Origin of the sequence: Lysinibacillus sp. 54212 (genome assembly GCF_036662795.1) — a bacterium.
Lineage (GTDB): Bacteria > Bacillota > Bacilli > Bacillales_A > Planococcaceae > Lysinibacillus_B.
Window position 1 is genome coordinate 1 of record NZ_JBAFWZ010000005.1, and the last position, 25,454, is coordinate 25,454.

27 protein-coding genes and 1 pseudogene are annotated in these 25,454 nt (G+C 35.4%); 20 read left to right on the forward strand and 8 right to left on the reverse strand.

Annotation, left to right across the window (positions count from 1 at the left end; translation table 11 throughout):
• Positions 1–417, forward strand: a 417-nt coding sequence (locus tag V4T18_RS04650; protein WP_442916899.1) for a peptidoglycan recognition protein family protein, incomplete at its 5' end; no start/stop codon positions are given.
• A gap of 41 nt (positions 418–458) precedes the next feature.
• Here V4T18_RS04650 and V4T18_RS04655 read toward each other — a convergent pair.
• A complete protein-coding gene (locus V4T18_RS04655) occupies positions 459–851 on the reverse strand; it encodes a helix-turn-helix domain-containing protein (RefSeq protein WP_332647027.1) in 393 nt (130 codons plus the stop codon).
• Positions 852–1,030: 179 nt separating this feature from the next.
• Between V4T18_RS04655 and V4T18_RS04660 the strand changes: the two genes are divergently transcribed.
• The 3 genes from V4T18_RS04660 to V4T18_RS04670 all read left to right on the forward strand — a co-directional run bounded on the left by V4T18_RS04660 (position 1,031) and on the right by V4T18_RS04670 (position 2,136).
• Complete coding sequence (locus tag V4T18_RS04660) at positions 1,031–1,318, forward strand: hypothetical protein (protein WP_332647029.1); 288 nt, start codon at positions 1,031–1,033, stop codon at positions 1,316–1,318.
• Between the two features lie 142 nt (positions 1,319–1,460).
• Positions 1,461–1,796 carry a DUF1827 family protein gene (locus tag V4T18_RS04665; protein WP_332647031.1) on the forward strand — a complete coding sequence of 112 codons (336 nt, stop codon included), beginning with the start codon at positions 1,461–1,463 and terminating at the stop codon, positions 1,794–1,796.
• Positions 1,797–1,803: 7 nt separating this feature from the next.
• Positions 1,804–2,136 (forward strand): hypothetical protein, encoded by a 333-nt coding sequence (locus V4T18_RS04670; protein WP_332647034.1) that lies wholly within the window; start codon positions 1,804–1,806, stop codon positions 2,134–2,136.
• Positions 2,137–2,197: 61 nt separating this feature from the next.
• Here V4T18_RS04670 and V4T18_RS04675 read toward each other — a convergent pair whose 3' ends face one another.
• Together V4T18_RS04675 and V4T18_RS04680 are read right to left on the reverse strand one after the other, a co-directional pair.
• Positions 2,198–2,746 (reverse strand): hypothetical protein, encoded by a 549-nt coding sequence (locus V4T18_RS04675; RefSeq protein ID WP_332647037.1) that lies wholly within the window; start codon positions 2,744–2,746, stop codon positions 2,198–2,200.
• 734 nt (positions 2,747–3,480) lie between these two features.
• Positions 3,481–3,954 (reverse strand): DUF4279 domain-containing protein, encoded by a 474-nt coding sequence (locus V4T18_RS04680; RefSeq protein WP_332647039.1) that lies wholly within the window; start codon positions 3,952–3,954, stop codon positions 3,481–3,483.
• 513 nt (positions 3,955–4,467) lie between these two features.
• On the opposite strand from V4T18_RS04680, the gene V4T18_RS04685 reads away from it, so the two are divergent.
• From V4T18_RS04685 to V4T18_RS04700, 4 genes and pseudogenes are all read left to right on the forward strand, one after another.
• The gene (locus tag V4T18_RS04685; protein ID WP_332647042.1) at positions 4,468–5,715 is read left to right on the forward strand and encodes an amidohydrolase; all 1,248 of its coding nucleotides are present in this window, start codon (positions 4,468–4,470) and stop codon (positions 5,713–5,715) included.
• A complete protein-coding gene (locus V4T18_RS04690) occupies positions 5,712–6,932 on the forward strand; it encodes an amidohydrolase (RefSeq protein ID WP_332647044.1) in 1,221 nt (406 codons plus the stop codon). The genes V4T18_RS04685 and V4T18_RS04690 overlap by 4 nt, the downstream gene beginning before the upstream one ends.
• Before the next feature lie 501 nt (positions 6,933–7,433).
• Positions 7,434–7,672 (forward strand): annotated as a pseudogene (locus tag V4T18_RS04695) (DJ-1/PfpI family protein); the annotation flags it as partial.
• A 104-nt stretch (positions 7,673–7,776) separates the two neighbouring features.
• The gene (locus V4T18_RS04700) at positions 7,777–8,001 is read left to right on the forward strand and encodes a hypothetical protein (protein ID WP_332647047.1); all 225 of its coding nucleotides are present in this window, start codon (positions 7,777–7,779) and stop codon (positions 7,999–8,001) included.
• Positions 8,002–8,257: 256 nt separating this feature from the next.
• On the opposite strand, the gene V4T18_RS04705 is transcribed toward V4T18_RS04700, so the two are convergent.
• Positions 8,258–8,635 (reverse strand): hypothetical protein, encoded by a 378-nt coding sequence (locus V4T18_RS04705; RefSeq protein ID WP_332647049.1) that lies wholly within the window; start codon positions 8,633–8,635, stop codon positions 8,258–8,260.
• A gap of 325 nt (positions 8,636–8,960) precedes the next feature.
• Between V4T18_RS04705 and V4T18_RS04710 the strand changes: the two genes are divergently transcribed.
• From V4T18_RS04710 to V4T18_RS04730, 5 genes are all read left to right on the forward strand, one after another.
• A complete protein-coding gene (locus V4T18_RS04710; RefSeq protein WP_332647050.1) occupies positions 8,961–9,395 on the forward strand; it encodes a hypothetical protein in 435 nt (144 codons plus the stop codon).
• 209 nt (positions 9,396–9,604) lie between these two features.
• Entirely contained in the window at positions 9,605–10,387 is a 783-nt protein-coding gene (locus V4T18_RS04715) for an MBL fold metallo-hydrolase (RefSeq protein ID WP_332647051.1), read from the forward strand.
• 173 nt (positions 10,388–10,560) lie between these two features.
• Positions 10,561–11,739, forward strand: a complete 1,179-nt coding sequence (locus tag V4T18_RS04720; protein WP_332647053.1) for a glycerate kinase family protein — start codon at positions 10,561–10,563, stop codon at positions 11,737–11,739.
• Positions 11,740–11,743: 4 nt separating this feature from the next.
• A complete protein-coding gene (locus tag V4T18_RS04725; protein ID WP_332647056.1) occupies positions 11,744–13,183 on the forward strand; it encodes an SLC13 family permease in 1,440 nt (479 codons plus the stop codon).
• Between the two features lie 187 nt (positions 13,184–13,370).
• Positions 13,371–13,562, forward strand: a complete 192-nt coding sequence (locus V4T18_RS04730) for a nucleic acid-binding protein (RefSeq protein ID WP_332647058.1) — start codon at positions 13,371–13,373, stop codon at positions 13,560–13,562.
• 88 nt (positions 13,563–13,650) lie between these two features.
• On the opposite strand, the gene V4T18_RS04735 is transcribed toward V4T18_RS04730, so the two are convergent.
• Positions 13,651–14,034 carry a CotD family spore coat protein gene (locus V4T18_RS04735; RefSeq protein WP_442916900.1) on the reverse strand — a complete coding sequence of 128 codons (384 nt, stop codon included), beginning with the start codon at positions 14,032–14,034 and terminating at the stop codon, positions 13,651–13,653.
• Between the two features lie 378 nt (positions 14,035–14,412).
• Between V4T18_RS04735 and V4T18_RS04740 the strand changes: the two genes are divergently transcribed.
• From V4T18_RS04740 to V4T18_RS04755, 4 genes are all read left to right on the forward strand, one after another.
• Positions 14,413–15,513: an endospore germination permease gene (locus tag V4T18_RS04740; RefSeq protein ID WP_332647060.1), complete on the forward strand. Its 1,101-nt coding sequence runs from the start codon at positions 14,413–14,415 to the stop codon at positions 15,511–15,513.
• Positions 15,503–17,047 carry a spore germination protein gene (locus V4T18_RS04745; protein ID WP_332647063.1) on the forward strand — a complete coding sequence of 515 codons (1,545 nt, stop codon included), beginning with the start codon at positions 15,503–15,505 and terminating at the stop codon, positions 17,045–17,047. Before V4T18_RS04740 ends, V4T18_RS04745 begins: the two co-directional genes overlap by 11 nt.
• Positions 17,044–18,195: a Ger(x)C family spore germination protein gene (locus tag V4T18_RS04750; RefSeq protein ID WP_332647065.1), complete on the forward strand. Its 1,152-nt coding sequence runs from the start codon at positions 17,044–17,046 to the stop codon at positions 18,193–18,195. The genes V4T18_RS04745 and V4T18_RS04750 overlap by 4 nt, the downstream gene beginning before the upstream one ends.
• A 72-nt stretch (positions 18,196–18,267) precedes the next feature.
• Positions 18,268–19,413, forward strand: coding sequence for a Ger(x)C family spore germination protein (locus tag V4T18_RS04755; RefSeq protein ID WP_332647066.1), 1,146 nt, complete (start codon positions 18,268–18,270; stop codon positions 19,411–19,413).
• 58 nt (positions 19,414–19,471) lie between these two features.
• On the opposite strand, the gene V4T18_RS04760 is transcribed toward V4T18_RS04755, so the two are convergent.
• A complete protein-coding gene (locus V4T18_RS04760) occupies positions 19,472–20,716 on the reverse strand; it encodes a polysaccharide deacetylase family protein (RefSeq protein WP_332647068.1) in 1,245 nt (414 codons plus the stop codon).
• A 257-nt stretch (positions 20,717–20,973) separates the two neighbouring features.
• On the opposite strand from V4T18_RS04760, the gene V4T18_RS04765 reads away from it, so the two are divergent.
• Entirely contained in the window at positions 20,974–21,486 is a 513-nt protein-coding gene (locus tag V4T18_RS04765; protein ID WP_332647071.1) for a hypothetical protein, read from the forward strand.
• A gap of 38 nt (positions 21,487–21,524) precedes the next feature.
• Here V4T18_RS04765 and nspC read toward each other — a convergent pair whose 3' ends face one another.
• Complete coding sequence (gene nspC, locus V4T18_RS04770) at positions 21,525–22,664, reverse strand: carboxynorspermidine decarboxylase (protein ID WP_332647072.1); 1,140 nt, start codon at positions 22,662–22,664, stop codon at positions 21,525–21,527.
• Position 22,665: 1 nt separating this feature from the next.
• Complete coding sequence (locus V4T18_RS04775) at positions 22,666–23,892, reverse strand: saccharopine dehydrogenase family protein (RefSeq protein ID WP_332647074.1); 1,227 nt, start codon at positions 23,890–23,892, stop codon at positions 22,666–22,668.
• Between the two features lie 477 nt (positions 23,893–24,369).
• Between V4T18_RS04775 and V4T18_RS04780 the strand changes: the two genes are divergently transcribed.
• Together V4T18_RS04780 and V4T18_RS04785 are read left to right on the forward strand one after the other, a co-directional pair.
• Positions 24,370–24,888, forward strand: coding sequence for a hypothetical protein (locus V4T18_RS04780; protein ID WP_332647076.1), 519 nt, complete (start codon positions 24,370–24,372; stop codon positions 24,886–24,888).
• Positions 24,889–25,022: 134 nt separating this feature from the next.
• A complete protein-coding gene (locus V4T18_RS04785) occupies positions 25,023–25,448 on the forward strand; it encodes a hypothetical protein (protein ID WP_332647078.1) in 426 nt (141 codons plus the stop codon).
• Positions 25,449–25,454 lie beyond the last annotated feature (6 nt).

A 25,454-nucleotide genomic window follows, 5' to 3' on the forward strand; every position in this document is an offset into this window, starting at 1 on the left:
GAGATATGCTACAGCAAAAGTGGTGGCGAGCGATATGAAAAAGCTGAAGAAAACGCAGTACAATATATTGCTAAATTACTCTATCAGCACGGATGGGGAATTGATCGCGTGAAAAAGCATCAAGATTGGTCGGGGAAATACTGTCCCCATCGAATCTTGTCTGAAGGTCGCTGGGAGTCATTTAAGCAGCGTGTGCAAGTCTCTTTAAATAATTTGAAAAACCCAGTTAAAAAGGAGGAACCAAAAGTTACACAATTACTGAATGAAACAGGTCGTAAAGCAGCACGAAACATGATTAAAAAAGGCGTAGAGGAAAAATTATTCACTAGTAAACATGAAAATGTGGACAAGTATAGTGATAGCGAGTTAATCAGTTACGGCTTTGCTTATATCGACCGAAAATCAAATATTAATTAATTTGAAGCCCGATACCTTCGTTGGTAGCGGGCTTTTTGCGTTTATTCATTATTTATTTTTTGGTTACTTTTAAAGCGTTCAAACTGTAATATATCTAGCATTTTTCCTAATTCTTCACTTGTTACTTCTTTATTGTTGAAAGTAAATTTATAACGACTTTGTAATTCTATTTTATCCAATTCTATAATCGTTTCATGTTGAACAACACAGCCATCTCTTGTATAGAGAATGGAATCAATAACTATATCGATAGGAACCTTAATGATTTTTGAAATAATTTTTATTTCTTCTGCATCATCTGGGAAGTGGACCCCATTTTCGTAATTTGAAACGGTTGCTTGTTTCTTATCAATTAATTTACTAAACTCACTTTGAGTTATTTTATTCTCATCCCTATACTTTTTTATTAAATCACCAAAACGAATAATACCCACGTGCATCCCCCTTTTTGAATCTTATCGGGTTTAAATTAAATTTTTACAGTAACTTACAATCCGAAAACGCTGTTATAGCAGTAATCATTCTACTAAATGTTCCAAATTTCGAGTTTGGAACATTGAGAAGGTATTCGCTCCCTTGTATCGAATTATGTCGTAAAGGAGGAGGTGATAACATGCTAACAAATAATACTAAACGCATTGAAGTTAACGTATTTTTTAGCTTAAGTGAAATTCCAGAATACGCTGTAGTATCGATAGATCGTCATGAATTAGTTGTAAAAGTACTATACTTCAGGGCGGAAGATGATGAAATGATTGACATTGATTTAGACAAACTAGAAGTCATAAAAAGTTTTGAATGCTCCGATTTAGCGGAAGCAGAACGAAAGTACTTAGAATTAAGCGATGCGAGTATAACCATTCCGATGGTTATGGAGTACCTAAAAAATCAAAGTCATTGATAGTGAAAAGAGGATACGATGAGTAAATACTAAAGCCGTCCACAATGTAAAATGTAGGCGGCTATTTTTTATTGCAAAAACACAAACACTTGTTCTATAATAATTGCAAACGAATGTTCTAATTTTAAGGAGTGTTTAAACAGTGCTATTTAATTATACAGGTTCGAAACAACGAACATTTAGAGATATAACGAAATTAAGACCAGATGTAGTACAGGCTGTATTAAGTACGTCACCATCGGATGAAATAATAAAGATTTATGAATGTGGAGAATCTAGAATTATTCATAGCAAGAATGATAAAACTAATCGCGCCAGTATATCCAACAGTAAAGGTTGTGACTTTATTCAAGAATGGGAAATTACATATATGTTAGATCATATCTTAAAAGAAAGTAATGAAAATGTGGTTATGTACGTCAGTCCAAACGGAGTTATATATTTACAGACAAAAGAGGCTAACTCACTTGTAAACTGAAGAAATAGTGAAAAATAAAGGGGAAGTTTTAGTGCCAATAATAAATAAAAGTGTTCAAGTTGTATTTGGAACAGGAGATATTTCAGCTCAGGTAGGGTGTCTGAGTGATAGAAGTTCGGGTGCTATTCAATTTACAGAAATAGAACCTAGACCAATAGGAGAAGAATTTTTTGGTGATAAAAATAAGATGGAAATTGACGATGCTCCTGTAACGTTTATTTTTAATAAGGTCGAAAGTATAGATGCTGTAATTAAACAATTACAAAGGTTAAAAGATCTTATGAGTGCGGAAGGTGAGTATGAGTGGACCGGTAGTGGTAGAATTATCGAAAAGAAGTAACAATAAAAAGAAAATCACTCATCTAAAAAATGAGTGATTTTTTTCTATAATAACGTTTCAATTAATCTTCTTTGAAATCTGGGTGAATAAAATAAGATTTAGCATCTTTTTCAAAGTTGTCATTTAGATATTTATCCCAATCAATGGATTTTATTTTGTCTGCATCAAATTTAATACTCATGACACGCACATCATTTGTTTTATTGTCTAATTTGTACTGATCAATATACCCTATAGTCACTACACTTAAATTCTCGTATTGAGAAATTTCATTGAATAGGCCACGAGCATCTGACAGCATAGATGTACGTATAAGCTTCATACTTAAATTTTCGTCAATATTTAATAATACTGTTAGACCTTCAGCGTCATTTGTGACACTTACGACGCGAGTTTCATCAGTATTTGTTTTCTCTCCAAGTACTTTATTGATATACTCTGTAACACGTAGGTCGTTAGGTAAGCTAGCATCACTAACAAAATCCGAATTATTATTACTATCAGTAGCTTCTGTTTTATTTTCCTTTGGTTTATCTTTTGTAGTATCTCCACCACATCCGGCCAATCCTAAACTTAATACTAGTGCAGCACTAAAAATTAGTTTCTTCATATATAATATCCCCTTTCTAGTTAAATATTACCTATTGCGAAGACAGTTGTCATTGATATTTTTCATATAGAAAGAAAAGTGCCCAAAAAGTGCCCAAATTCAGATATGAATATATAAATAAACATAAATATAATAGTTAGTCTTTTACAAACTAAGATTATAATCACTGTATTTATGTGATTATATTAATTCAAATAAGTGTATATAATATTTTCCACAGCCTTCTAAGCCGTCGGTCGGGGGTTCGAATCCCTCCTGGGACGTAATTTACAAATCGTTGGTTGTTATAAAACCAAAAAGAAAAACGCTTGAAACCTTATTAATACAAGGTTTCAAGCGTTTTTTTATGTTGTATAGAGAATATCGAGTATCGCATTAAATAACATATAAAATTTAAATTAGGTAATCAAAATGTAAACAAGGTCAAGCTTAATATATCGTTTTACAAAGTGTTGCGTAAATGTAAAATTCTAATTATTATGTATTTTCTTTTTGTTATTGAACTAAATTTAATGCTACCGTAATTTACCTTTCTTTTCCAACCTATTGTATTTAACGTGTGGTCTAAGAACATGGTAAGCAAAAGGTAAGCATTACAAGAGTGAACTATTGGTATACCTATATTATTATATGTCATCCTTGAACGTAATCAGCTTCAGATAGAATAAGTTTGAAGGGCCAAAGAAAAGCCTGTTATCATTATTACAATGGTAGCAGGCTTTTTGCATATAATTTTAATATTTTTTTTGATTATCTAATAATGTTTCATTATCAATATACACATCTATTATGGCACCAATGCTATTTGCAAAAGCAATGACACTAGGATCTATTCGCATTCCAGGTGTTTGGGCATCATAAAAGTTGTAATGGACGAAGAATATACAAGTGAGATTATATTTCTTTCGATATTCATTGATTACATTAATTTTGGGTTGTAAAGGGACAATTATAGAATCAAAAATTTTTTTATCCTCATCTTCTTCATAACGTAAAAAAACGTCACCAGTATGTAAGCTCCATACAGTTTCAAATCTGCTCAATTTTCTGACTCCACGACTATAAGCATCTCCTTTCTTATAGGATTCGGTTGGCGTTATTCCTATTTCTTTTATAAATTTATCTATTGGCCACTCTTCTGCTACGATACTAAATCTGATAGAAGCACAATCTCTATTAAATATAAATATTGCTGAATCTTTATTCATAGAATCCCTCTTTTCAAAAAATTACATCTATCCCACGTGTTTGAAGTCCAATTTCGTAATCTTTTACATGTTGTGCAGCGTTTCTTCTACAATTACATTTCCTATAAATCATAACAAAAATGAATAACTGTGTGGAAGGCAATAATGTTTATGATAATATAAAGACCACCCTATAATAAGTGACCGTACTTTTGAAATAATCATTCTGTGAGCTTATTAAAAATATGTCATTATATTAAAAGGTCATCCTGATAATTATTCAAAATTTTTATCATATAATTAATAAGCTGTTAGACTATATTTATAGTTGCCCTTGTGAGGAAGAGGGCCCTATTTTTGGAATCCAAAATGCATATACCTTTGCCGTAGTTATAGCTATTATTTAACTGATGTATTCCATGTTTATTAAGAGGGTCCTCGTCACTTACGTTATTGTACATAGGCTCCTTAAATTTCAACAGCTCTAGAGTTTAATTATTTAAACAAAGAAATTCATAAAGGGGAGAGATTGTTTTGACATTATTATTAAAGAATGTGCGCTTGGAAACGGGGTATTCCTATGATCAATCGTTTGTCACAGCTACAGAAACGAAAATAGTAGATATCTTGATTGAGAATGGTAGGTTTGTTGAAATAGCCCCAACGATTCAAGCAAGCGCTGCAGTTGTTGTAGATGCCAAAGAGCAACTACTCGTTCCATCGTTTAAAGAAATGCATACACATATCGATAAAACTTACTTCGGTGGTGAATGGAAAGCACCATCTCCAGCTACAGAGGGAATTTTTACTCGTTTTAAAGAAGAAGCGATTTTATTACCTCAACAACTGGAAGTAGCTGAAGAGAGAGCACATGGAATGGTGCAGCATTATATAAAACATGGACATACACATATTCGCACACATGTGAATGTTGACCCTCATATTAAGACAAAGCATATGGAAATAGCGAAGCGTGTTTTAGAAAGTTATCAAGATAGAATCACGTATGAAATCGTCGCATTTCCGCAGCATGGTGTATTACGTAATGGTCCAGAATTTTTAACGATCCTTGAGGAAGCATTAGGAATGGGCGCTACACATATCGGAGGGGTCGACCCTGCTTTAGTCGATCGTAATAGCGGGGAAGTGTTAAAAACAACTTTTGCATTAGCCGAAAAATACGATGTAGGAATTGACATTCATTTACATGAGCAAAACACCTTAGGGGAATTTGAAATCCATCAAATTTTGAATGAAATCGAACTAAGATCATTCAATAAGGAAGTAACCCTTAGTCACGCATTCGCATTTGCAGATTTACCACAACAGTCCTTAGACAATCTAATAGATCGGGTAGCTGCAAACCATGTTAGGGTGACAACAACGGTTCCAATTGGTGCAGGTTCGATTACAATTCCTGTGAAATATATGGTTGACCGGGGCGTAAAAGTTTCTTTTGGGCATGATAGCCTGATGGATCACTGGTCTCCTTTTGGAAGTGGCGATACGATCCATAAATTAAATAGGTTTGTACAACGTTTTAGCTACATTGATGAGTGGCATATTGGAAGATCCTTGAAATATGCTACAGGCGGAATCACACCATTAAATGAGGATGGCGAGCAACAGTGGCCAAAAGTTGGAGATGCAGCTAATGCGCTACTCGTCGATGCAGTAAGTTCTGCGCATCTGATTGCCAGACAATGTCCTATATCGACAGTGATTTCAAAAGGGAACATAATCCATGAAGAAGAGATAGAGCTAAAGGGGGAGTTCCGATGAGTACATGGCTACGGAACGTTCGACTAGAAATTGGTGAAACAACATATGAGGATGGCAGCATTCAAACAAGAACCGATTTATTTCATATTAGAGTTGCAAAAGAAGGTGTCATTCAGACGATTATTCCCGCAACTGAAGATATCTCGGAAACAGATGCCATTGATATGGAAGGAAAATTAGCACTTCCTGCATTCAAAGAAATGCATAATCATTTGGATAAGACCTATCTTTCATTAGGATGGAGAGCTTGTCGTCCTGTGAAAAGCTTATCCGAGAGATTAGCTCTTGAAGCAGCTGAGTTAGAGGAACTTGCTGAAACAGTGGAACAAAGAGCATCTGCCATGATTGAACTGCACTTGCGTAATGGTGTCAATCATATTCGAACACATGTAAATATCGACCCATTCATTAGATTGAGAAATTTAGAAGGCGTTAAAAAAGCATTGAAAGCTTACCAGCAATATTTAACATATGAAATTGTTGCGTTTCCTCAGCATGGCTTACTCCCTCATGAAGAAATGCCTGACTTATTAAGACAAGCATTGGAATCTGGTGCAACCATCTTAGGAGGACTTGACCCCGCAGGCATTGATAAAGACATCGAAAAATCACTGCAAGTTACAATGGATATAGCTAAAGAGTACAATGTGGATGTCGACATGCATCTCCATGATAGAGGACAAGTAGGTTTCTATACAATGGATAAATGGTTGGACATGGTGAAAGAACAAGACTATAAGGGAACTACTGCTTTTAGTCATGCATTTGGTTTAAGTAATTTGACGCCTCATATGCAAAAGCGATTTGCCAAAAAATTAGCAGAGCATAATGTAGAGATTATGTCTACGATCCCTATTTCTATTAACTCTCAGCTCATTCCTATTGATATTTTGAGAGGGGAAGGCGTTCAAGTTGCATTAGGTTGTGACGGTTTTTTTGATTCTTGGAGTCCTTTTGTTCCTGGAGATGTTTTGGAAAAAGTGCATAATTTTTGCGACTATACAGGGAAATCAAGCGAACGCTCGTTACGCGAAAGTTTATGCCTAATCACCCAAGGAGTAACACCATTGAATGGTGAAGGTGAACAAGTGTGGCCTATGGTTGGGGATGATGCTAGTTTTGTATTTGTAGATGCCAGCTGCAGTGCAGAAGCCGTTGCAAGACTGCCGAAAAAAAGACTGTTAATGCATAAAGGTAAGTTATTCAAACAGAAGTAGGTGTGGTAGATAACAGTCCAGCTTACTTCCTCTTTCTTTTCGCTTAATAGCAATAATGGGTATGCAAATATCCAATAAAAAAGAGCCTGTATCGATAATCAGGCATTGAATGTTATTTTGGAGACAGTAAGTAACAACCAGTCGACGGTAATTCACCGGGGACTGGTTGTTTAGTTTTGTTTGAATACGAATATTGTCTGTAATACGATGGGCTAAGTACAAGTACTAATCACTAACATATAGAATTATTAATCTTTAATTGAGGATAAGTGCAATCAAATGAAAAATATTATAAAAATTTAGTGTTTATCACTAATCATTATATTATTGTATTTTTAAGGTATACTTTATTTATAGGAATATACGTTCTTTCGTAGAGGAAGAGTTTTGATGAATAAGAATAAACTATATAAATGATGATTGGAGTACTAGTAGATGAATACAAATAAAGTATATCTTTATGTCTTTAGCACAATGTCAGATTGAGGATATGGATATTTAATTGCTGAACTCAACTCAGGTAGATACTTCAAAAAGGATTTAGAAAGGTTAAAAGTAATTACAGTAGGAGAGAATGTAAAAACTATAACATCTACGGGGGACCTGAGTATAAAACCTGATTTTTCAGTTGATGAGTGTACTTTAATCGTGAAGATCTTGTAATTCTACCTGGAGGTAATACTTGGGGAGAAGTTATTCATCAACCTGTATTACATAAAATTGGCGATGCTTTAGAGCTAAAAAACTATTTTTCTAGAGCAATTACGCGGATACTAGGTATTATTGAACGAGCTGTATAGGGATTTTGAACAAGAATGGTTAATCCCAAATGGAGGCGGATATTTTGTCGATCATTAAAGAGTTTGCATCAAGCATATTACTTATAGTTAGCTGGTTTATATTTGCTATTAGTGCATATTTATTGTTTTGGACAATTATTATGCCTGGATTAGCAATCGTTCCCTTTCTTATTTCTTTCATTTCCGGGTTATTATGTTACAACATTTCAAGAAAGCTTGATGCTAGTAAAAAATCAAATAGTTCATCAACTAATGAACATTATGGTTAATAAGTAAATTATACGCTAACTGATAATAAGCGTTGGGCTAAAGATAAATAGAATTTGGTAATATTCATGTGATTACTATTGAAGAGTGCGTCTCCTGAGACGTCACAGTTTGAACTAATTAAAAACGCTTCAAATCCTTCGTTATCGAGGATTTGAGGCGCTTTTTTCTTTTGTTGAATTTGGTATTATATCGCAAAGCATCTATGCTTTAATAAATCCTTCTTCAACTAAAGCCGCGGTTAGTTTAAGTAAGGATTTACTCTGCTTCATAATGAATTTGCTTTTTAATGTAATCGGCATCATTTTTATTGATTTTGAAATAATCGACTCGGTCCCAGCTTTCCCCAGAACGCATACCAATTATGGCACCTTCATCCGTAAACCACAATCTGGAATCAATTAAGCCAGAAGACATCCTCGGACTAAGTACCGAAATATGAACATCAGGATACTCTACATTTGGATTAGAAATTTTCTCCTTGTTGAGATAAATCATCATAATGTTATCAACTATATCTTGATCTTCGGTGTCTGTTATAATTTTTTTAATATCAATTTGACCTACATTTTCTAAGTTATCATAGCCAATTCTAATTTCCCGTGAAGCCTCAGTAGAGTTTACATTTCCAGTCATATATCCACCAAAAAATGCTACTACAATTAGAGCAATGAGACTGATTATTTTAAAAAATTGAATGACAATCCCCCCTTGTATTTTTAGTGATTACATAATATGTTAATTGTAATGTATACAAATGTCCACATCGGGATGTCCTTTTTTTGTATGTACATAAAAGCGGAGTTAGGATAATGTCCTATTTATTGAGTTTGCGATCACATTTCCTTGTATAATTTTTTCCGAAAAAGAGGGTCGCTTAAATAGTTAAATATTTTAAAAAGCTATTACTGTTTTGTCTCGAGAGTCTTTGTAAACTAATTTAAATTTTCGAGGTGCTAGAATGAAGAAAACGATATTAATAGGATTAGCAATAGGTCATGTTTTTTTATCGTTTGCTATTTTTATTGTTGGAAGAGAATATGAAAATGCAGTAGAGTATTCGAACGTTTGGGTAATGAATTTTTTTGTTAGTGTATTACTTCTTATTGCTTTCAGTGTCAGAAAGAACAGACAAATAATACCCAATTCTCTGTTGATAGCTTATCCATTAGGATTAGTTGTAATTGGTTTTATAGTATTTAATCATCTACCCAATTTTACTTATAAAGAAGCTAAAGAAATTGTACTGTCAGAAACAGCTGAAGAAATTGATGATACTAAAGAAAATGAAATAAAGGGACAATTAAGGATGTATTATATTTATACAAAAGAAAATGTCTATATATTTAATTCCGAGGATGGTAAATATGTAAAGAAAGAAAATATAATTGAGTGAACTATACTTTTTATTAGGCACAGAGGTCGATCAAAAGAAGGACCTTTAACAAAAGTAGTTTAGTGGTCAATGGAGGGCAAAGGTAAGGTTCCTTTGTATAAAAAATATCTTAGGGGGTTCATATCGAATAATTTTGTAGCGAAAAATCATAATGCATTCGAGTTGTGGTAAAAAAGCATGAGTTTGGATATCGGTAAAGGAGGCAATTTATGTTTCAAGATTCGTGGTTTACGGTACAGAGGATTGATCCGAATACTTTCGCAATTAGTGAATATGGACATTGGGAGAAGGTACATTCCTTTTTATTATTGGGTAATCAGAAGGCGGCACTAATTGATACTGGTCTAGGGATAGATAATATAAAGAGAATCACGGACCGTTTAACTACTTTACCAATTGATGTTATTACGACTCATGTCCATACTGATCATATCGGAAGTCATGGCGAATTTGAAAGAATTTATGTGCATGAGGGAGATCGGGATTGGTTAGTGCATGGAATAAAGGGACTATCAATTGAACAAATAAGAAAAGAAATTAGTAGAGATATAACCCTGCCTACTCCAGCTACATTTAATCCAGAAACCTATCAACCGTTTCAAGGTGAACCAACATATGTATTAATTGACGGGGATAGTATCGATTTAGGTAATCGTAAATTAACTATTTATCATACGCCTGGACATTCTCCAGGGCATATTTGTGTTTTGGATGAAACGAACGGTTATTTGTTTACCGGAGATTTATTATATGATGAAACCCCTATTTACGCTTTTTATCCGTCAACAAACCCTGTCGATTTAGTTAATTCATTGGAAAGGATTTCAGAAATCCCAAACATTTCAATGATCTACGGTTCACATAACACTTTAGGGCTTGAACCTGGAATTTTAGAAGAAGTAAAGTCTGCAGCTCAGTATTTGAGGGAAAATCAACTTACTCGATTCGGTACAGGAATTCATAAATTTAAAGGGTTTAGTGTACAGTTTTAACAATTTCATTTGAAAGAATATATAGAAATCCATGATGACTTTTGAAATGTCATGATGGGTTTTTTGTGATGTGAGACCAGTTTTTTCTAATCTCTTTCTAATATAACTCTAAGAGTCTACTCATTTTCTTAATGTAAATTTGATGTATTAAGAAGTTAGAGGAGAGTAAAGAAATGAAAATTGTAATTGTACCGTCAGGCTTTAAAGAATGCATGGATGCTGAAGAGGTGGCTTTGGCGATGGAACGAGGCGTGAGACGTGTTGATCACTCAATGGAAGTAGACGTGATTCCGATGATTGATGGCGGAGAAGGATTTGCGCGGACTATTGTTAATATAAAGCGTGGAACATTAATCGAAAAAGAGGTCACTGGTCCGGTAGGTCAAAAAATTAAAAGCTCTTTTGGAATTTTCGAAGAGCATGGTAAACGAACAGCAGTCATTGAAATGGCAGCAGTTGCTGGCTTGAAGCTTGTGCCACACCATCAACGAAACCCTTTGAAAACAACTACCTACGGGGTGGGAGAGCTAATACAGGCAGCACTCGACGCTGAGGTTGATAACATATTAATTGGCTGTGGGGACTCTGGGACATCCGATGGCGGAGCAGGCATGGCACAGGCATTAGGTGTCCAGTTTATCGATAAGCAAGGTCAGCCTATTAGGGTCACCGGTGGAGAGGATCTGATAAAAGCTACCTCGATTAATACGAGAAATGTAGATCAGAGACTAAAAGAAGTGACGATAGAAGTAGCCTGCAATTGGACGAATATTTTATGTGGGGAAAAAGGTGTTGCACATGTATTTGGTCCACAAAAAGGAGCAACGCCAGAGCAGGTCGAACAATTGGCAAAGGGATTAGAGCATTATGCGAAATGCATTCAAGAAGCGATCGGAATTGATGTTCGTTCATTACCAGGTAGTGGAGCGTCAGGTGGGCTTGGCGCAGGACTAATCGCCTTTACAGGTGCAACATTATATCCAAGATTCGATATCATCATGAATTATATTAGTATAGAAGAAAAAATTTCAACAGCAGATATTGTATTTACAGCAGAAGGTAGTTTAGATTTTCAAACACCGAATGGTAAAATTCCATCGGAGGTAGCACGTATTGCTAAACAGAATCATGTTCCGGTTATTGCGATTACAGGTACGATTGGAAAAGGTGCAGCAGTTAACTATGACGCGGGAATCGATGCTTTTAGCAGTATTATTCAAAGACCAACTTCCTTAGAAAATGCGATAAAAAAAGCCCCGCTATGGATAGAAGAAAGTACCGAGTCCGCTTTTAGGCAGGTTTCCATTGGATTAGACATCGCAGCAAAAATGTATTATAAGGAAAGTATTTGACACAATGAGCACAAGGATAGAGAAATTAAAGGCAAAGCATACATGGATGGATCAATTCTCTGGAAAGTCAAAAGCAATCATCAGTGTACATATTCTATTAATTATCGTGATCTTATGGATCAATGACCTCGACTACTCAGCAAAAATAGCGTTATTTGCATTCCTATCTGCGATGATCCTATGGGTCACGACGAAAATTCCAGCCGGATATGTCGCGCTGGCGCTCATTGCTTTCATTATCATTATGAAGGCAGCAGAACCAGAGCTGTTATACCATTCGTTATCTGAGGAAGTTGTTTGGCTAATGATAGGTTCTTTTATCATTGGTGAGGCTGTCAAACAGTCTGGGCTAGCTAGGCGGATAACCCTTGCTATTTTACGGAGGACTACTAGTAAAAATAATATACTATTGAGCATGACCTCGGTATTATTTACATCCGCTTTTTTTGTTCCATCTACGTCTGGAAGAGCGGCGATGGCGATGCCGATAATCAATCAGCTCGGTCAGAAATTTTCACGGAATGAAAAAAGTGTGCTTGCTATTCTAGCACCCGTGATTATATTAATGAGTACATCTGCAACATTAATCGGCGCAGGCTCCCATCTCATTGGTGTCAGTTTGCTAGAAAGTACGGTCGGTGAATCTATTTCTTATATCCAATGGTTCATCTGGGGAGTGCCATTTGCAATGGTCATCACGCTTATTTCGTATGCTGTTATAAACTGGATGTTATGGCCAAAAGATGGTACGAGACAAATAGAAAACATAGGAATAGAAGAGCAAGCTGATCTTACTGAAAAGATGAATAGCGAAGAAAAAAAGACATTGATATTACTTGGAATGTTAATTGTAGGTTGGATGACAGAGGGGATACATGGTTATCCTATAGCGTTTGTCACGATGGTCGGAGCAGTTATTGTTATGCTTCCGGGATATGGAATTCTCAATTGGAAAACAGGCATGAAGTCAGTATCATGGAATTTAATTATATTTATTGCAGCAGCGACTGCTCTAGGAAGAGTGTTAGTAGATACAGGGGTCGTTGCGTGGATTGAAAAAGAGATGCTAAGTGTTTTACAGTTATTTGTTCATGCACCCGAGTGGCTCATTGTTTTTATCATCTTACTTGTAACGGTCACAAGCCATTTATATATTACCTCACATACAACACGCGCCATTGTTTTTATCCCTAGTTTACTATTATTTAGCGAAACAATAGGGGTTGATCCTACAACAGTCGTATTTTTAAGCTTACTAGGCATGAACTATTGTGTGACCGTCCCTGTCAGCTCGAAGGCGTTATTGCTTTTTTATGAAGAGGGAGAAATTTCATACGACGCAAAACAACTTATAAAAATTAGTCTGTTCTTAATGCCGCTTTATATAGTAATCATGATGTTGTTCTATTTCACTTATTGGCAGTGGATGGGGATGCAATTGTAAGGAGCATCATCGAAACCTCGGCCTAGACGATATAGGCTGAGGCTTATGCACAATCTCTCTAACCATCCATCAAGACTAATGAAAATAACCCTGATTTCCGCCCAATATTGGGGGGAGCTGCATATAATAAGTAAAACCTTTTTCTGTTAAGTACTCGTATTGGTTGTAGGAAGGGGAGGGCTTGATGGTGAAGACTTGTAGTCAATGTAAATCACAGATGATAGAGGATTGTGAAGTGCGAAGTGTTTATGGCGTTGAAATATTGAAAAAGCGTAAAGGATTTTTTAGAAGTATTAGAAGTAAGCCATTTGCAGCGGTGTGCCCTACATGTGGGTATGTTGCGCTATATGTAGAAAACTATGAGTCCTATAATGAATAATGCATCCTGTTATTTTACGTATCAAGAGTAGATTGAATAGACCGCCTAGACCAATATGGTAAAAGGACGGTCTATTTATTTATATTAACTATCTTCTTCTACCGCATTTGCAAGGCATATGTGGCGTACCGCACATTGTATTTTTTACGCAGCATTCATTGACGACGGATTCTGTATGTGGGAAGTAAAATTGATTTTCAATGACTCTTCTATTGACAGTTGTAGTATGGGAAGGTTGTATATGTGGGACGACTGTTGGGAAGATATTTGTTCTAACAAATTCTTGTCTTGGTGCAACTTGTGGTGGTGCGTATCTAGTAGGGAACGTTTGAGGTGGGAAACGAACGGGTGACGTGCCCCAACCACCGGGTGCCATACCAGGACCCATACCAGGAGCAGTACCCCAACCACCCTGTGTCATGCCAAATCCATTGCTATTACCAGATGGTCCATTCCAAAATCTATTAACCATGCTTTATCCTCCTTTTATTATAAAGTGTAATTCCTTATTAACATATGAAAAAGAGCATAGGTTGGAATAGTTATATACCTATGCTAGAAAAAATTATAAGAATTTTTTATCTAGTAATATGACCTAATAAGTCAAAGCATCTCCTTTTTGATTGAATGATTTATGTAACTGTAGGAATAAAAAATATATACCCAATTTTTATTTATCCTCGTTTGATCTTCAAGCATCTTACCTTATCAAAACTCAAGAATGTAACAACAATTTTTGTCTTTAAAGTGTTAAAGGATAAAGATAGTAGTGGATGGATTTTTTGAGGTATTGAATATTCTTTTGCTCTGCTGCCAATACTTTAATGAAAAGAAATGTAAGGTAGAGATAATGAACAAATCTGTGAAAATAAGTATTTTACACGTTGTATTTTTATGTATGACAGTTATTGGACTTAAAACACATGTGACAATTTTACCGCCTATATTAGAAGTGGCAAGACGTGATGGATGGATCAGTTTAATAATTGCAGCTGCTATAGTTATGCCATGGTTACTGCTCCTAGCAAGTATCACTAAAAGGATAAAGGACCAACCATTTATACTTTTCATAGGACAAAAAAATCCTAAATTAACAAACGTTTTTAAAGTGATAATTACGTTGCTTTTATTATTATTTAGTGCGTTTACAATGGTCGAAATGCTGCAGTGGGTTAATACAACTTTCTTGCCGACAACCCCAATACTAATCCTATTTTTCCTATATTTTATCCTTTGCATTTCACTAGCGGTAAGGGGAATTCAAACAATTGTTATTCTAAATGTCATTGTTCTTTTTGGGGTACTTGTTTTTGGCTTCCTCGTTGCTTTTATTAATATGAGGGTTAAGGATTATAGTTTACTTCAACCGGTACTAGAGCATGGGATGGAGCCGGTTTTATTAGCGACAGTTTTTCCGGCAGCCGGCTTTGTGGAACTTTTAATGTTTGTTTTTATACAGCATCATGTAAAAAAGCAAATTAAGTTTAATCATTTTGTCGTGATGCTCTTGCTTCTTGCATTTCTTACAATCGGTCCCTTAGTTGGAGCAATTGTTGAGTTTGGGCCAGAAGAAGCCTCAAAGCAGCGATATCCAGCTTATGAGGAATGGGGTTTGGCGGCACTAGGTCAATTTGTCAATCACATGGATTTCTTATCTGTTTATCAATGGATGACGGGGGCGTTTATTCGTATAGGATTTTATGTTTTTTTGATTACAGATCTTTGGGGGATTGAGCAGCAACCCAAAAAAATATGGACCTATATTGCTCCAGTATTTGCCGTGTTTTGTTTAGTTTTATTACTTGTAGATGAGCAAGTATTTTTAAATATGAATAATTATCATATTTTAATTTCAACCTGTATTTTAATAATACTGCTTGGCTTTGTACTGGCTGTACTTACTTGGCGAAAAAAAGGAGGTAAGCAGGGGGATGTAAAACATGCAAAATAAAAATAGTGTTACATTTAACGAATTAAAGCAAACGTTTCAAAAAACTGCTGATGTAGCGTTTCAGCATTTTGCTTTTCAAAATGAAACGGTGCATATATTGACATGTGAAGCGATGATTGATGAACGATTATTATATGAGCTTGTTATTCCTGAATTGAAAAAGGGAATAGAATCCTTTCAAAATGAGAAGGGAGACAATGCACAGCAACAAAGTGAAAGTCAGCCAGCGAGTGTACAGGATAAGGCACAGCAACAAAAGCAGAGTCAAGGTCAAGAGCAGTCAGGGAATAAGCAAAGTATTGAAGATATGCTACCACTGCCTCAATTGCAGAAGGTAACAGATATCGATAGCTGTATTTCTCTCCTATTTAGTGGGAATTGTTTAATTTATCTCACTAAACAAGAACTGCTGCTAGCAGTAAATATTTCAAGTAGACCGAACAGAACGCCGGAAGAAACGAATATTGAGGTCGCAATTAGTGGACCAAGAGATAATTTTATTGAGGATCTTGCTACAAATATTGCTCTTGTCCGTAAGCGACTCCCTACAAAGTCATTGATTGTAGAAAAATTACAGCTTGGTGCTAGATCAAAGACTAATATTGCGATTATGTATTTTGACGATATTGTTGATAAAAAGATACTAACAGAAATAAAGCAGCAACTTGAAAAGGTTAATAATGATGTTGTATTTTCAGGAAATATATTAATGGAAAATATAAATAACGGTATGTTTGCTTTTCCTCGCACAGATAATACAGGTCGTCCAGATACCGTTGTACAAGCTTTATCAAGAGGACGCCTTATCATTTTTGTTGATGGTACAGCGTATGCGATGATTTTACCTACAAATTTTTTCTTACTTCTTAAATCGGGAGAGGATAATGAAACCTCTGTCGTTTATAGCTCATTTGAACGTTTCCTACGTCTACTAGGTCTATTTCTAGGATTATTGCTTCCTGCTTTTTGGCTCGCACTAACAACATTTCACCAAAATCAAATTCCGCTTCAGCTATTAGCGACAATCGTTCAGGCGAATACAGGGTTACCTTTTTCTACTGCACTTGAAATGCTAATTATGCTTCTGTTCTTTGAGCTATTTAGGGAAGCCGGCTTGCGTTTACCATCTGTTATTGGTGGAACAATAAGCGTAGTAGGCGGGTTAATCATTGGAGATGCAGCTATTCGAGCGGGTGTTACTAGTCCGGCGATGGTCGTGATTATCGCCATTTCCACAATTGCTGGTTTTACGCTTGTAAATCAATCCTTAATGGCTACAATTAGCTTACTTCGAATTGCTTTTGTCATAATTACTGCATTTTTTGGCTTGTTTGGATTTTTTGTTTCGCTTCATTTTACGTTAATGTATTTAAGTCATATCAGAGTATTTGGCGTCCCTTATATTAATATCTCGGCAGACTTAAATCTTAAATCAATTGGAAAAACGCTTTTTAGATTAGGACCGAAAACATATAAAAAGCGACCGAGTATGCTAAAAACAAAAGATGATACAAGAAGTGATGATGAGAAATGAGAAAGTGGTATAAATGGCAAGTACTATTATTATGCTCGCTCCTATTAACAGGCTGTTGGGATGTAAATGAGCCTGAAAGAATGTACTACGTATTTGGCGTAGGTGTCGATTTTGTAGATGAAGAATATAAAATATATGTACAACTTATTGATTTTACAAATGTGGCGAAAACTGAACAACCGAATCCAGAGGCGATTCAATCTGAAATAGGAACGGGTAAAGGTGAAACATTAGATGAAGCGATTTTTGATTTGTATCATACATTGGATATGCGAGTTTTTTGGGGACATTTATCTTTTGTGATGCTGTCAGAGTCTGCTTTAGAAGATGGAAGAACGAACACGATAGTGAACCTTTTTAATCGATACCGTGAAACAAGATATCAAATTTGGATGTATGGAACAAAGGATAATCTACAGGAGGTTATGCTCGCTACGCCTGTCTTAAATAAGTCTATTTCGCTATCAAAATTAGCAGAGCCGTTTAATTCCTTTAAACAGGAGTCTTTGCTCGTACCAGTTAATTTTCGTCAATTTATTATTTCATTAAATGAACCAAACTATAGTATTCCAATTCCATATATCAAAATATCTGAAAATTGGGTTTCTGAAAAGTCGAAACAAAAGACGATTGAATTTGAAGGCGTAGCTGTCACTGGCACTAGTGGATTAAAGGCGATTTTTAAAACGGATGAAATAGACGGGTTACCATTTATGAAGGAAGAAACAAAGCGAGGAGAGCTAACCTATGATATTGATGGAGCGCCTGTAACAGTAGTAGTTGAAAACATTAAGGTGGATGTAAAGCCTAAGTTAGAAAACGAAAAGTTTAAATTTGATGTCACGATAAAGCTAAATGCTATTGCCAGTGATTTTCATTCGGAAATTACTAAGAAACAAGTACGAGAGACAGTGAAAAAGGAAGTTGAAAAGAGAGTAATGGAAACGTATCAAACCGCACTTGAAAAAGATATTGATTTGTATAATTTATCAAATTACGCTTACAAGAAATATGTAAAGCAGTGGAAAAAGTTGCATGAAGATGGTCAAGTACCGCTGGATGAACATTCGATCTCCTCTATTGATGTATATATTGAAAAACTAAGCGCGGCTCGAAAAGAATTTACAAAAACGATTAAAGAAGAGTAATTTTCCTTTATATCGTTTGTAAAAGAACTGTATGCTTAAACAAAATTATGATACAAGAAGTGATGATACACAATGAAAAAATGGTGGGCGATAATTCTAAGTGCAGTCCTTTTAGCAGGATGCTGGGATTTTACGGAACCAGAAAGAATGTACTATGTGTATGGAGTAGGTGTAGATTTTGAAGATGATCAATACAAAATCTATGTACAGCTGATTGATTTTACCAATGTCGCGAAAAGTGAGCAGCCTAACCCAAATGTTGTTCAAGCTGAAGTCGGGACTGCATCTGGTCATACAATAGCTGAAGCATTTTTTAATTTATATCATTCACTAGATATGCGTTTATTTTGGGGACATTTGGCTTTTGTTGTTATGTCTGAATCGACCCTTGAAGATGGCAGAGCGAATTTAGTGGTGGATTCTTTTAGTCGATACCGAGAAACAAGATATCAAGTATGGGTGTATGGTACAAAAGAAAATTTAGAAGAATTTATGCTAATAACACCTGTGCTAAATAAATCCATTACACTATCTAAATTAACGGAGCCATTAAATTCCTTTGATCAAGAATCATTTATTGTACCTGTGGATTTTCGTAAATTTATCATCGGACTTAATGAGCCGAGCTATAGTATCCCGATACCTTATGTTGAAATAAGTAATAACTGGGCATCAGAAAAGAAAAAGCAGCAGACAGTTCACTTTAACGAAATTGCAATCATTGAGAGCGACGGGTTAAAGGAAGTTTTTAAAGAAGAAGAAATTACAGGCTTGCGGTTTATGAAGGAGGAAACACAACGAGGAGAGATAACATACGATATTGAAGGTGCGCCTGTTACAATTACTGTAGAAAATATTAAGGTAGATGTAAAAGCAAAAGTAAAAAATGAACGATTTTTATTTGATATTAAAGTAGGACTAACAGCAATAGCTAGTGACTTTCATAAAGAGATAACAAAAAAGCAAATTAGAGATACGGTTATAGAAGAAGTTGAAAAAAAGATTAAGGAAACGTATTTAGCGGGGTTAAAAAAAGATGTTGATATTTACAATTTATCAAATTACGCCTATAAGCAAAACGTAAAGCACTGGAAAAAAGTAGAGGAACAGGGGAGAATTCCGCTCGATGAGGATTCGATAGCTTCTATTGAGATCTATATTGAAAAGCTAAGTGCAGCTCGGAAGGAATTTACCGAGACGATTAAAGAAAAGGACTGAATAAATACTGAATAAGAACGTAAAACCAGCCATATTGGACAAATACGGCTGGTTTTATTTATAGTAATATTTCAGTGACCGTAACGAGCTCATAGCCTTCCTTTGTTAAGTATTGCAGGATGCTTTCTAGACTATCGGCGGTTGTTTGATGAATATCGTGCAGCAAAATAATACTGCCATCCGTAGCTTGTGATTTTACATATTGCAATGTCTTTTTTGCATTCCGATGCTTCCAATCAAGAGTATCAATTGTCCATAGAATGATTGGCATATTTAGTTGTGCTTGAACGGTTTTGTTGATTGATCCATAGGCTGGTCGAAATACAGTAGGATACTCGCCTATTGTAGCGTAAATAATATTATTAGTTTTCGTAATCTGTGTTTTCACGCTCTTTGAGGAAAGAGAGGTTAATTTAGCATGGTCCCACGTATGATTGCCTATTTCATGGCCATCATTATAAATAGCTTTAAGGATATCCTTATTCGCCTGCACTCTATTTCCTGTAATAAAGAAAGTTGCTTTTGCATCATATTTCTTTAATAACTTTAAAACTTGAGGTGTTACTGATTTATGAGGACCATCATCAAATGTTAAGGCTACACGTTTCTTTGGCACACCCGAAATGCCTTTATTATATATTTTATTACCTGTGACAACTAGTGCCTTTAAACGTTCGGATACAACATAGCCTTTTATATTGTCTCCTTCTATATAGCTCCAATCCTTCTTTTGCGTATAGACTGTTACTTTCGTTTTGTTTGAGATCGTGCCAATTTTTTTATCAGAATGACTAGCGGTACCTCTGACGATCACGCCGTCCCTATGGCTGACCATCATCTTTTTAGCTTGAGGAGCTTTTAACGAGCTTGTTGGTACATAACCGTAAATATCTCCATAATTTATGAAGGACCAACCTCCAGCGGCAGTGCCATAAACATTCACGATTAAATTGGGGTTTATTTTTCCTGCAGGGGTTGCTATCGGACTATTACCTGTTCGAACTACTAGATCTTCCTTTCTACTAATTAAACTAATCGTTGGGATGATTTTTTTTACGGATTGGTTAGAAATGTAGCCTGTATGTGTTTTATATGTAACTTTAAGTCTATTGTTTTCTTGCGAATGAACAATTACTAGATCATTTACATTTAGTGTAATACATTGTCCCAACTCTTTATTAATAATTAATTTGACCTGTTTTGTAATGACATTAACTTCTGTATTTTGAATAGCAGAAATTTCTGTTGAAAAGAAGATAAAAAATAATAAGCTTAATAGAACGAGGCTGCAATATCTTATCAACACATACCCTCCTGGTCTTCGTACAATGAATTAAATGGATCCTGTGAGATATTGAAGAGAGAAAGATCTAATACTCACGGGAAGCTAAATCATTTTATTGTATGGGTAAATCCTGAAAAATTGAACTAAAAATAAAAATATACTATCGTACAAAATGAAAAGGCATTGGTGATAATTAAGCAACTTTTTTTCGTCTAGATTTAGCGCTATAATAGGGTGATTAAGATGTTCTCTTGTAAGAAAGGAAGCTAGCAAGCATGAAAAGATTTACAACATTACTCTTTATAATATTTAGCCGCTGGGGATTCATCACGTTTATCCTTTATTTTGCTGTCTTTTATATGATTATATTAAATGTTTTTCCAGGTGCAAGCATTGGAAGCTTATCACAATTAGTAAATCCTTATTATGTACCAATTCGCTACGTCAGCTTCTCGCTAAATTTAATGATATGCTTTATGGCGATTCGTTTTATTTGGAAGTACGTAAATAGGAAAAGCTATATTATACGTAAAAATGTATTATCATTTGTTATCGCAGTTAGTGTAATCCAATTTTTTAGCTACTTTTGTTATACAAACCTGCCATTAGTAGGTGAAAAAACAGAGCAACTAATGAATTTAAATACATTTTCCGAAATGTATAAAACGAGTATCATTGAAAATACTGCATTATTTTTAACAGGATATATTCTAGCGTTTTATATCGGAGCGCTATCTCGTAGTAATTTTTATGGGGATGTTGTACTGGCTGCCCCAAAAAACGAATAAATAAAGAAACCTGCTCTCAAATCGAGAGCAGGTTCTTTTTAGGATAGGCGGTTACGGTAATCTTCATATTGGAATGTACGAATAACCTTCATGCCTTCTTCTTCATTGTATAAGCAGATGCTCGGTAGGTTAACACCATTGAACATATGCGTTTTCACCATCGTATAGTGCGCCATATCGGTAAATACTAATCGGTCACCAGGCTTTAATGGCTCATCGAATGAATAATCACCAATAACATCACCAGCTAGACATGTCATACCACCTAAACGATACGTATATTTCTTTTCATTTGGCATGCCAGAACCAATAATCATTGGTCGATATGGCATCTCAAGTGTATCAGGCATATGGCAAGTGGCTGATGTATCTAAGATCGCTAAATCCATACCATTTTGAACTAAATCAAGTACAGTAGAGACAAGGTATCCAGTATTTAAGGCACAAGCTTCACCAGGCTCTAAAATAACCTTTACATCATACGTATCCTGAATACGATTGATCAGTTGGACTAATAATTCTACATCATAGTCTTCACGTGTAATGTGATGACCTCCACCGAAGTTCACCCATTTCATTCCGTGTAAGTACTGTCCGTATTTTTCCTCAAAGTGTACTAAAATGCGCTCTAGTACATCTGCACCTTGTTCACACATTGCATGGAAGTGAATACCTTCAACACCATGGAGCTCATCGGGACGAAACGACTCGAACGGAATCCCAAGACGAGAGTTAATATAACAAGGATCGTAAAGAGGCGTTTCTACCTCGGAATATCCAGGGTTTACTCGTAAACCAATTGAGATATTTTTTTCGTGATTTAAGACTTTTTCTTTATATTTGCTCAATTGGTCAAATGAGTTAAATACAATATGGTCCACATACGTTAAATATTCATCAATTTCATGCTCTGCATATGCAGGGGCATAGGCATGAACTTCCTTGCCAAACTCCTCAAACCCTAGTCTTGCTTCAAATAAGGAAGAAGACGTTATACCTGCAAGATAATTACGAGCTAGTGAAAAAGTTGACCACATTGAAAAGCCTTTTAACGCAAGTAAAATATCGCAGCCTGTACGATCCTGTACGGATTTTAAAATTTCCCAGTTGCGTTTTAATAAGCGCTCGTCTACTACAAAAGCAGGGGACGGTGCCGTTTTCCAATCGATTTGCTTCATTTTATTTCGCCTCTTTTGAAGTGAAGTCTAAATCGATTAGTGCTGGGTTTTCAGTTTCTTGCCATGGAAGACCCCATTTATTTAACCCATCCATGAATGGATCTGGATTGAAATCTTCTACATTCCAAACGCCAGGCTTTTGCCATTCGCCATTCATTACAAGCATTGCACCAATCATCGCTGGTACACCAGTTGTGTAAGAAATCGCCTGTGAACCGACTTCATGGTAGCATTCTTGATGGTCACACACGTTATAAACATAGTAAGTTTTTTCCTTGCCATCTTTAATACCACGAACGATACATCCGATGTTTGTTTTACCTTTAGTTAGTGGACCTAGAGTTGCTGGGTCTGGTAAAACAGCTTTTAGGAATTGAATTGGTTGAATCATTTTGCCTCCAAATTCGATTGGCTCAATTGACGTCATTCCAACGTTTTCTAAAACGCGTAAGTGCGTTAAATATTTTTCACCAAAAGTCATCCAGAAGCGAATTTGCTTTAAGCCTTTAATGTTTTTCGCTAAAGATTCTAACTCCTCATGGTAAAGTAGGTAGCAATCCTTAGGACCAATCTCCGGTAAATCATATACCATTTTATATTCTAAAGGCTCAGTTTCAACCCACTCGCCTTCTTTCCAGAAACGACCGTTTGCTGTAATTTCACGGATGTTAATTTCTGGGTTGAAGTTTGTTGCGAACGGAAGACCGTGGTCACCGCCGTTTGCATCAACGATATCGATGTAGTGAATTTCATCGAAGTGGTGTTTTTGTGCATGCGCTGAGAATACGCCTGTTACACCTGGGTCGAAACCAGAGCCTAGAAGTGCAGTAATACCTGCTTCTTCAAAGCGCTCTTTATAAGCCCATTGCCATTTATATTCGAATTTAGCAGTATCTAACGGCTCGTAGTTAGCAGTATCTACGTAGTGCGTTTTTGTTGCTAAACATGCATCCATAATAGTTAAGTCTTGATATGGTAAAGCTACGTTAATTACCACATCTGGTTTAAATCCATTGATTAGTTCAATTAGCTCGTCCGTATTGTCCGCATCCACCTGTGCAGTATGGATGATTGTTTTACCGCCGTCTAATTTTTCTTTTAAAGCATCACATTTCGATTTTGTTCGACTCGCGATCATAATCTCTTCGAATACTTCAGAGTTTTGTACACATTTGTGTACCACTACGCTAGCAACACCGCCAGCTCCAATAATCAATGCTTTACCCAATTTCTTGTCACGCTCCCTAATGTTTCAGTATTTAAAACAAGATTGATTATACAGAATAGAATCCGTGCTATCAATCATTTTTTTAAGAGAAATTTCTTGGGCGTAATAGGCTAAAAATAGAAACATAGACTGATTTTTAGTTATTGCTAAGTAATTTATCTAAAGGATGAAAATGACTACCTAAAAAATGCCGGTAGGAGGTTAGAAAAAAAGTGGCTCATGCATATACTATATAAAGCTGCTTAACCTAAATTTTATTGAGGCATAAGTTGTGTTTAGGGTTTTTAAAGTGAAAAAATTTAATAGAATTTTCCAGTGAGAATAATGTATAATTTAGAGAAATATCGTTTAAAAGAGAATATATTTATTTTTCTAAGGGTAAATAGTGTTTTTAATTGTGGGAATGAATGTATTAGGGACAAAATACCCGAGTCTACTTCCTATTCCATCATACTTTAAGAAAAGAAGGTGAAGACGATGTCAAGAGTATTTATGCTAGGTTTTATTTTAAGTCGAATGCTTAATCCATTAAGTTACTCAGTCTTTATTTTATTTTTTGTCGTCGTCAGTATTAGTGCTGGTGGCATAATACCGCAAGTGATGCTACATGGATTCGCTGAAGTGATGAACCCGTATTATTTACCACTTTTAATGACGAGCATTATAGCTCATATCATGATTGTTGTATTTTTAACAAACTTTATATATCGCGTAATTGTTGAAGGAAAGTACATTGTTAAGCTTTCAACATTAGGCTTACTAATTGCTTTATCAGTAGTTCAAACTTTTACCTTCTTTTGTATGAATGCTTTACCTATTGTCAGATTGCCTGGTAGTCTAGAGGTCGGAATAACAAATTTTATTCAAAATAATGCACTTAGTTATTTTGAGTTAATCTCGTTATTGTTTACAGGAATTTTGCTTTCTCTTTATGTTGGTGTTTTAGGAAGAGAAAAGTTTAAGAAAAACATCGGTTTTATCGATGACACATTGTAAGCGTTAACTTTCTCCAGCAGACTAAAATATTTAATTTGATCTTACTAATATATGAAGTTGTCTCATAGCCCACTTGAGACAGCTTCTTTTTTGTACAAAGGGTTGAGATGAACGCCTAGTAGGGGGTGGTCAGAATGAAATACAAATCGAAAGAAGATATTTGGAATGCCATTGTTGAAAGAATTAGTGATATCGATTATCCATCACAACATCCGGTAAAAAATCGTGCATATATTTTATTTCAATACTATTCACAAATGGAGAGTGGTGGTCACGAGGATGTATTAAACTGGCTGTTTAATGAAAAAAATATAGATAAACCACTGAATGTTATATTGAATACATTAGTAGAAGCTAAGGCTATTTGCTATATGGACATTATAGATAAGTATGGTCAAGAAATGGTAAGTCTTTACGAATTACTAGAGCGAAATCAAGGCTGCGAAGAGGCTTTTTACCAAGTAGTGAGAGAAGCAGATGAGGCATATTGGACGATGAATTCTTTTCAGCAAATCGTTGAGACGTATTTTTATTCACATTGTGATGAGCTCTTACAATAAAAACAT

What these genes read in the sequence shown, in the direction of transcription:
- V4T18_RS04750 (WP_332647065.1), top strand. Translation starts at nt 17,044, where the DNA reads ATGAGAAAGTGGTATAAATGGCAAGTACTATTATTATGCTCGCTCCTA.
- V4T18_RS04755 (WP_332647066.1), top strand. Translation starts at nt 18,268, where the DNA reads ATGAAAAAATGGTGGGCGATAATTCTAAGTGCAGTCCTTTTAGCAGGA.
- V4T18_RS04660 (WP_332647029.1), top strand. Translation starts at nt 1,031, where the DNA reads ATGCTAACAAATAATACTAAACGCATTGAAGTTAACGTATTTTTTAGC.
- V4T18_RS04735 (WP_442916900.1), bottom strand. Translation starts at nt 14,034, where the DNA reads ATGGTTAATAGATTTTGGAATGGACCATCTGGTAATAGCAATGGATTT.
- V4T18_RS04765 (WP_332647071.1), top strand. Translation starts at nt 20,974, where the DNA reads ATGAAAAGATTTACAACATTACTCTTTATAATATTTAGCCGCTGGGGA.
- V4T18_RS04785 (WP_332647078.1), top strand. Translation starts at nt 25,023, where the DNA reads ATGAAATACAAATCGAAAGAAGATATTTGGAATGCCATTGTTGAAAGA.
- V4T18_RS04690 (WP_332647044.1), top strand. Translation starts at nt 5,712, where the DNA reads ATGAGTACATGGCTACGGAACGTTCGACTAGAAATTGGTGAAACAACA.
- V4T18_RS04715 (WP_332647051.1), top strand. Translation starts at nt 9,605, where the DNA reads ATGTTTCAAGATTCGTGGTTTACGGTACAGAGGATTGATCCGAATACT.
- V4T18_RS04725 (WP_332647056.1), top strand. Translation starts at nt 11,744, where the DNA reads ATGAGCACAAGGATAGAGAAATTAAAGGCAAAGCATACATGGATGGAT.
- V4T18_RS04740 (WP_332647060.1), top strand. Translation starts at nt 14,413, where the DNA reads ATGAACAAATCTGTGAAAATAAGTATTTTACACGTTGTATTTTTATGT.
- nspC (WP_332647072.1), bottom strand. Translation starts at nt 22,664, where the DNA reads ATGAAGCAAATCGATTGGAAAACGGCACCGTCCCCTGCTTTTGTAGTA.
- V4T18_RS04720 (WP_332647053.1), top strand. Translation starts at nt 10,561, where the DNA reads ATGAAAATTGTAATTGTACCGTCAGGCTTTAAAGAATGCATGGATGCT.
- V4T18_RS04675 (WP_332647037.1), bottom strand. Translation starts at nt 2,746, where the DNA reads ATGAAGAAACTAATTTTTAGTGCTGCACTAGTATTAAGTTTAGGATTG.
- V4T18_RS04780 (WP_332647076.1), top strand. Translation starts at nt 24,370, where the DNA reads ATGTCAAGAGTATTTATGCTAGGTTTTATTTTAAGTCGAATGCTTAAT.
- V4T18_RS04745 (WP_332647063.1), top strand. Translation starts at nt 15,503, where the DNA reads ATGCAAAATAAAAATAGTGTTACATTTAACGAATTAAAGCAAACGTTT.
- V4T18_RS04705 (WP_332647049.1), bottom strand. Translation starts at nt 8,635, where the DNA reads ATGACTGGAAATGTAAACTCTACTGAGGCTTCACGGGAAATTAGAATT.
- V4T18_RS04710 (WP_332647050.1), top strand. Translation starts at nt 8,961, where the DNA reads ATGAAGAAAACGATATTAATAGGATTAGCAATAGGTCATGTTTTTTTA.
- V4T18_RS04680 (WP_332647039.1), bottom strand. Translation starts at nt 3,954, where the DNA reads ATGAATAAAGATTCAGCAATATTTATATTTAATAGAGATTGTGCTTCT.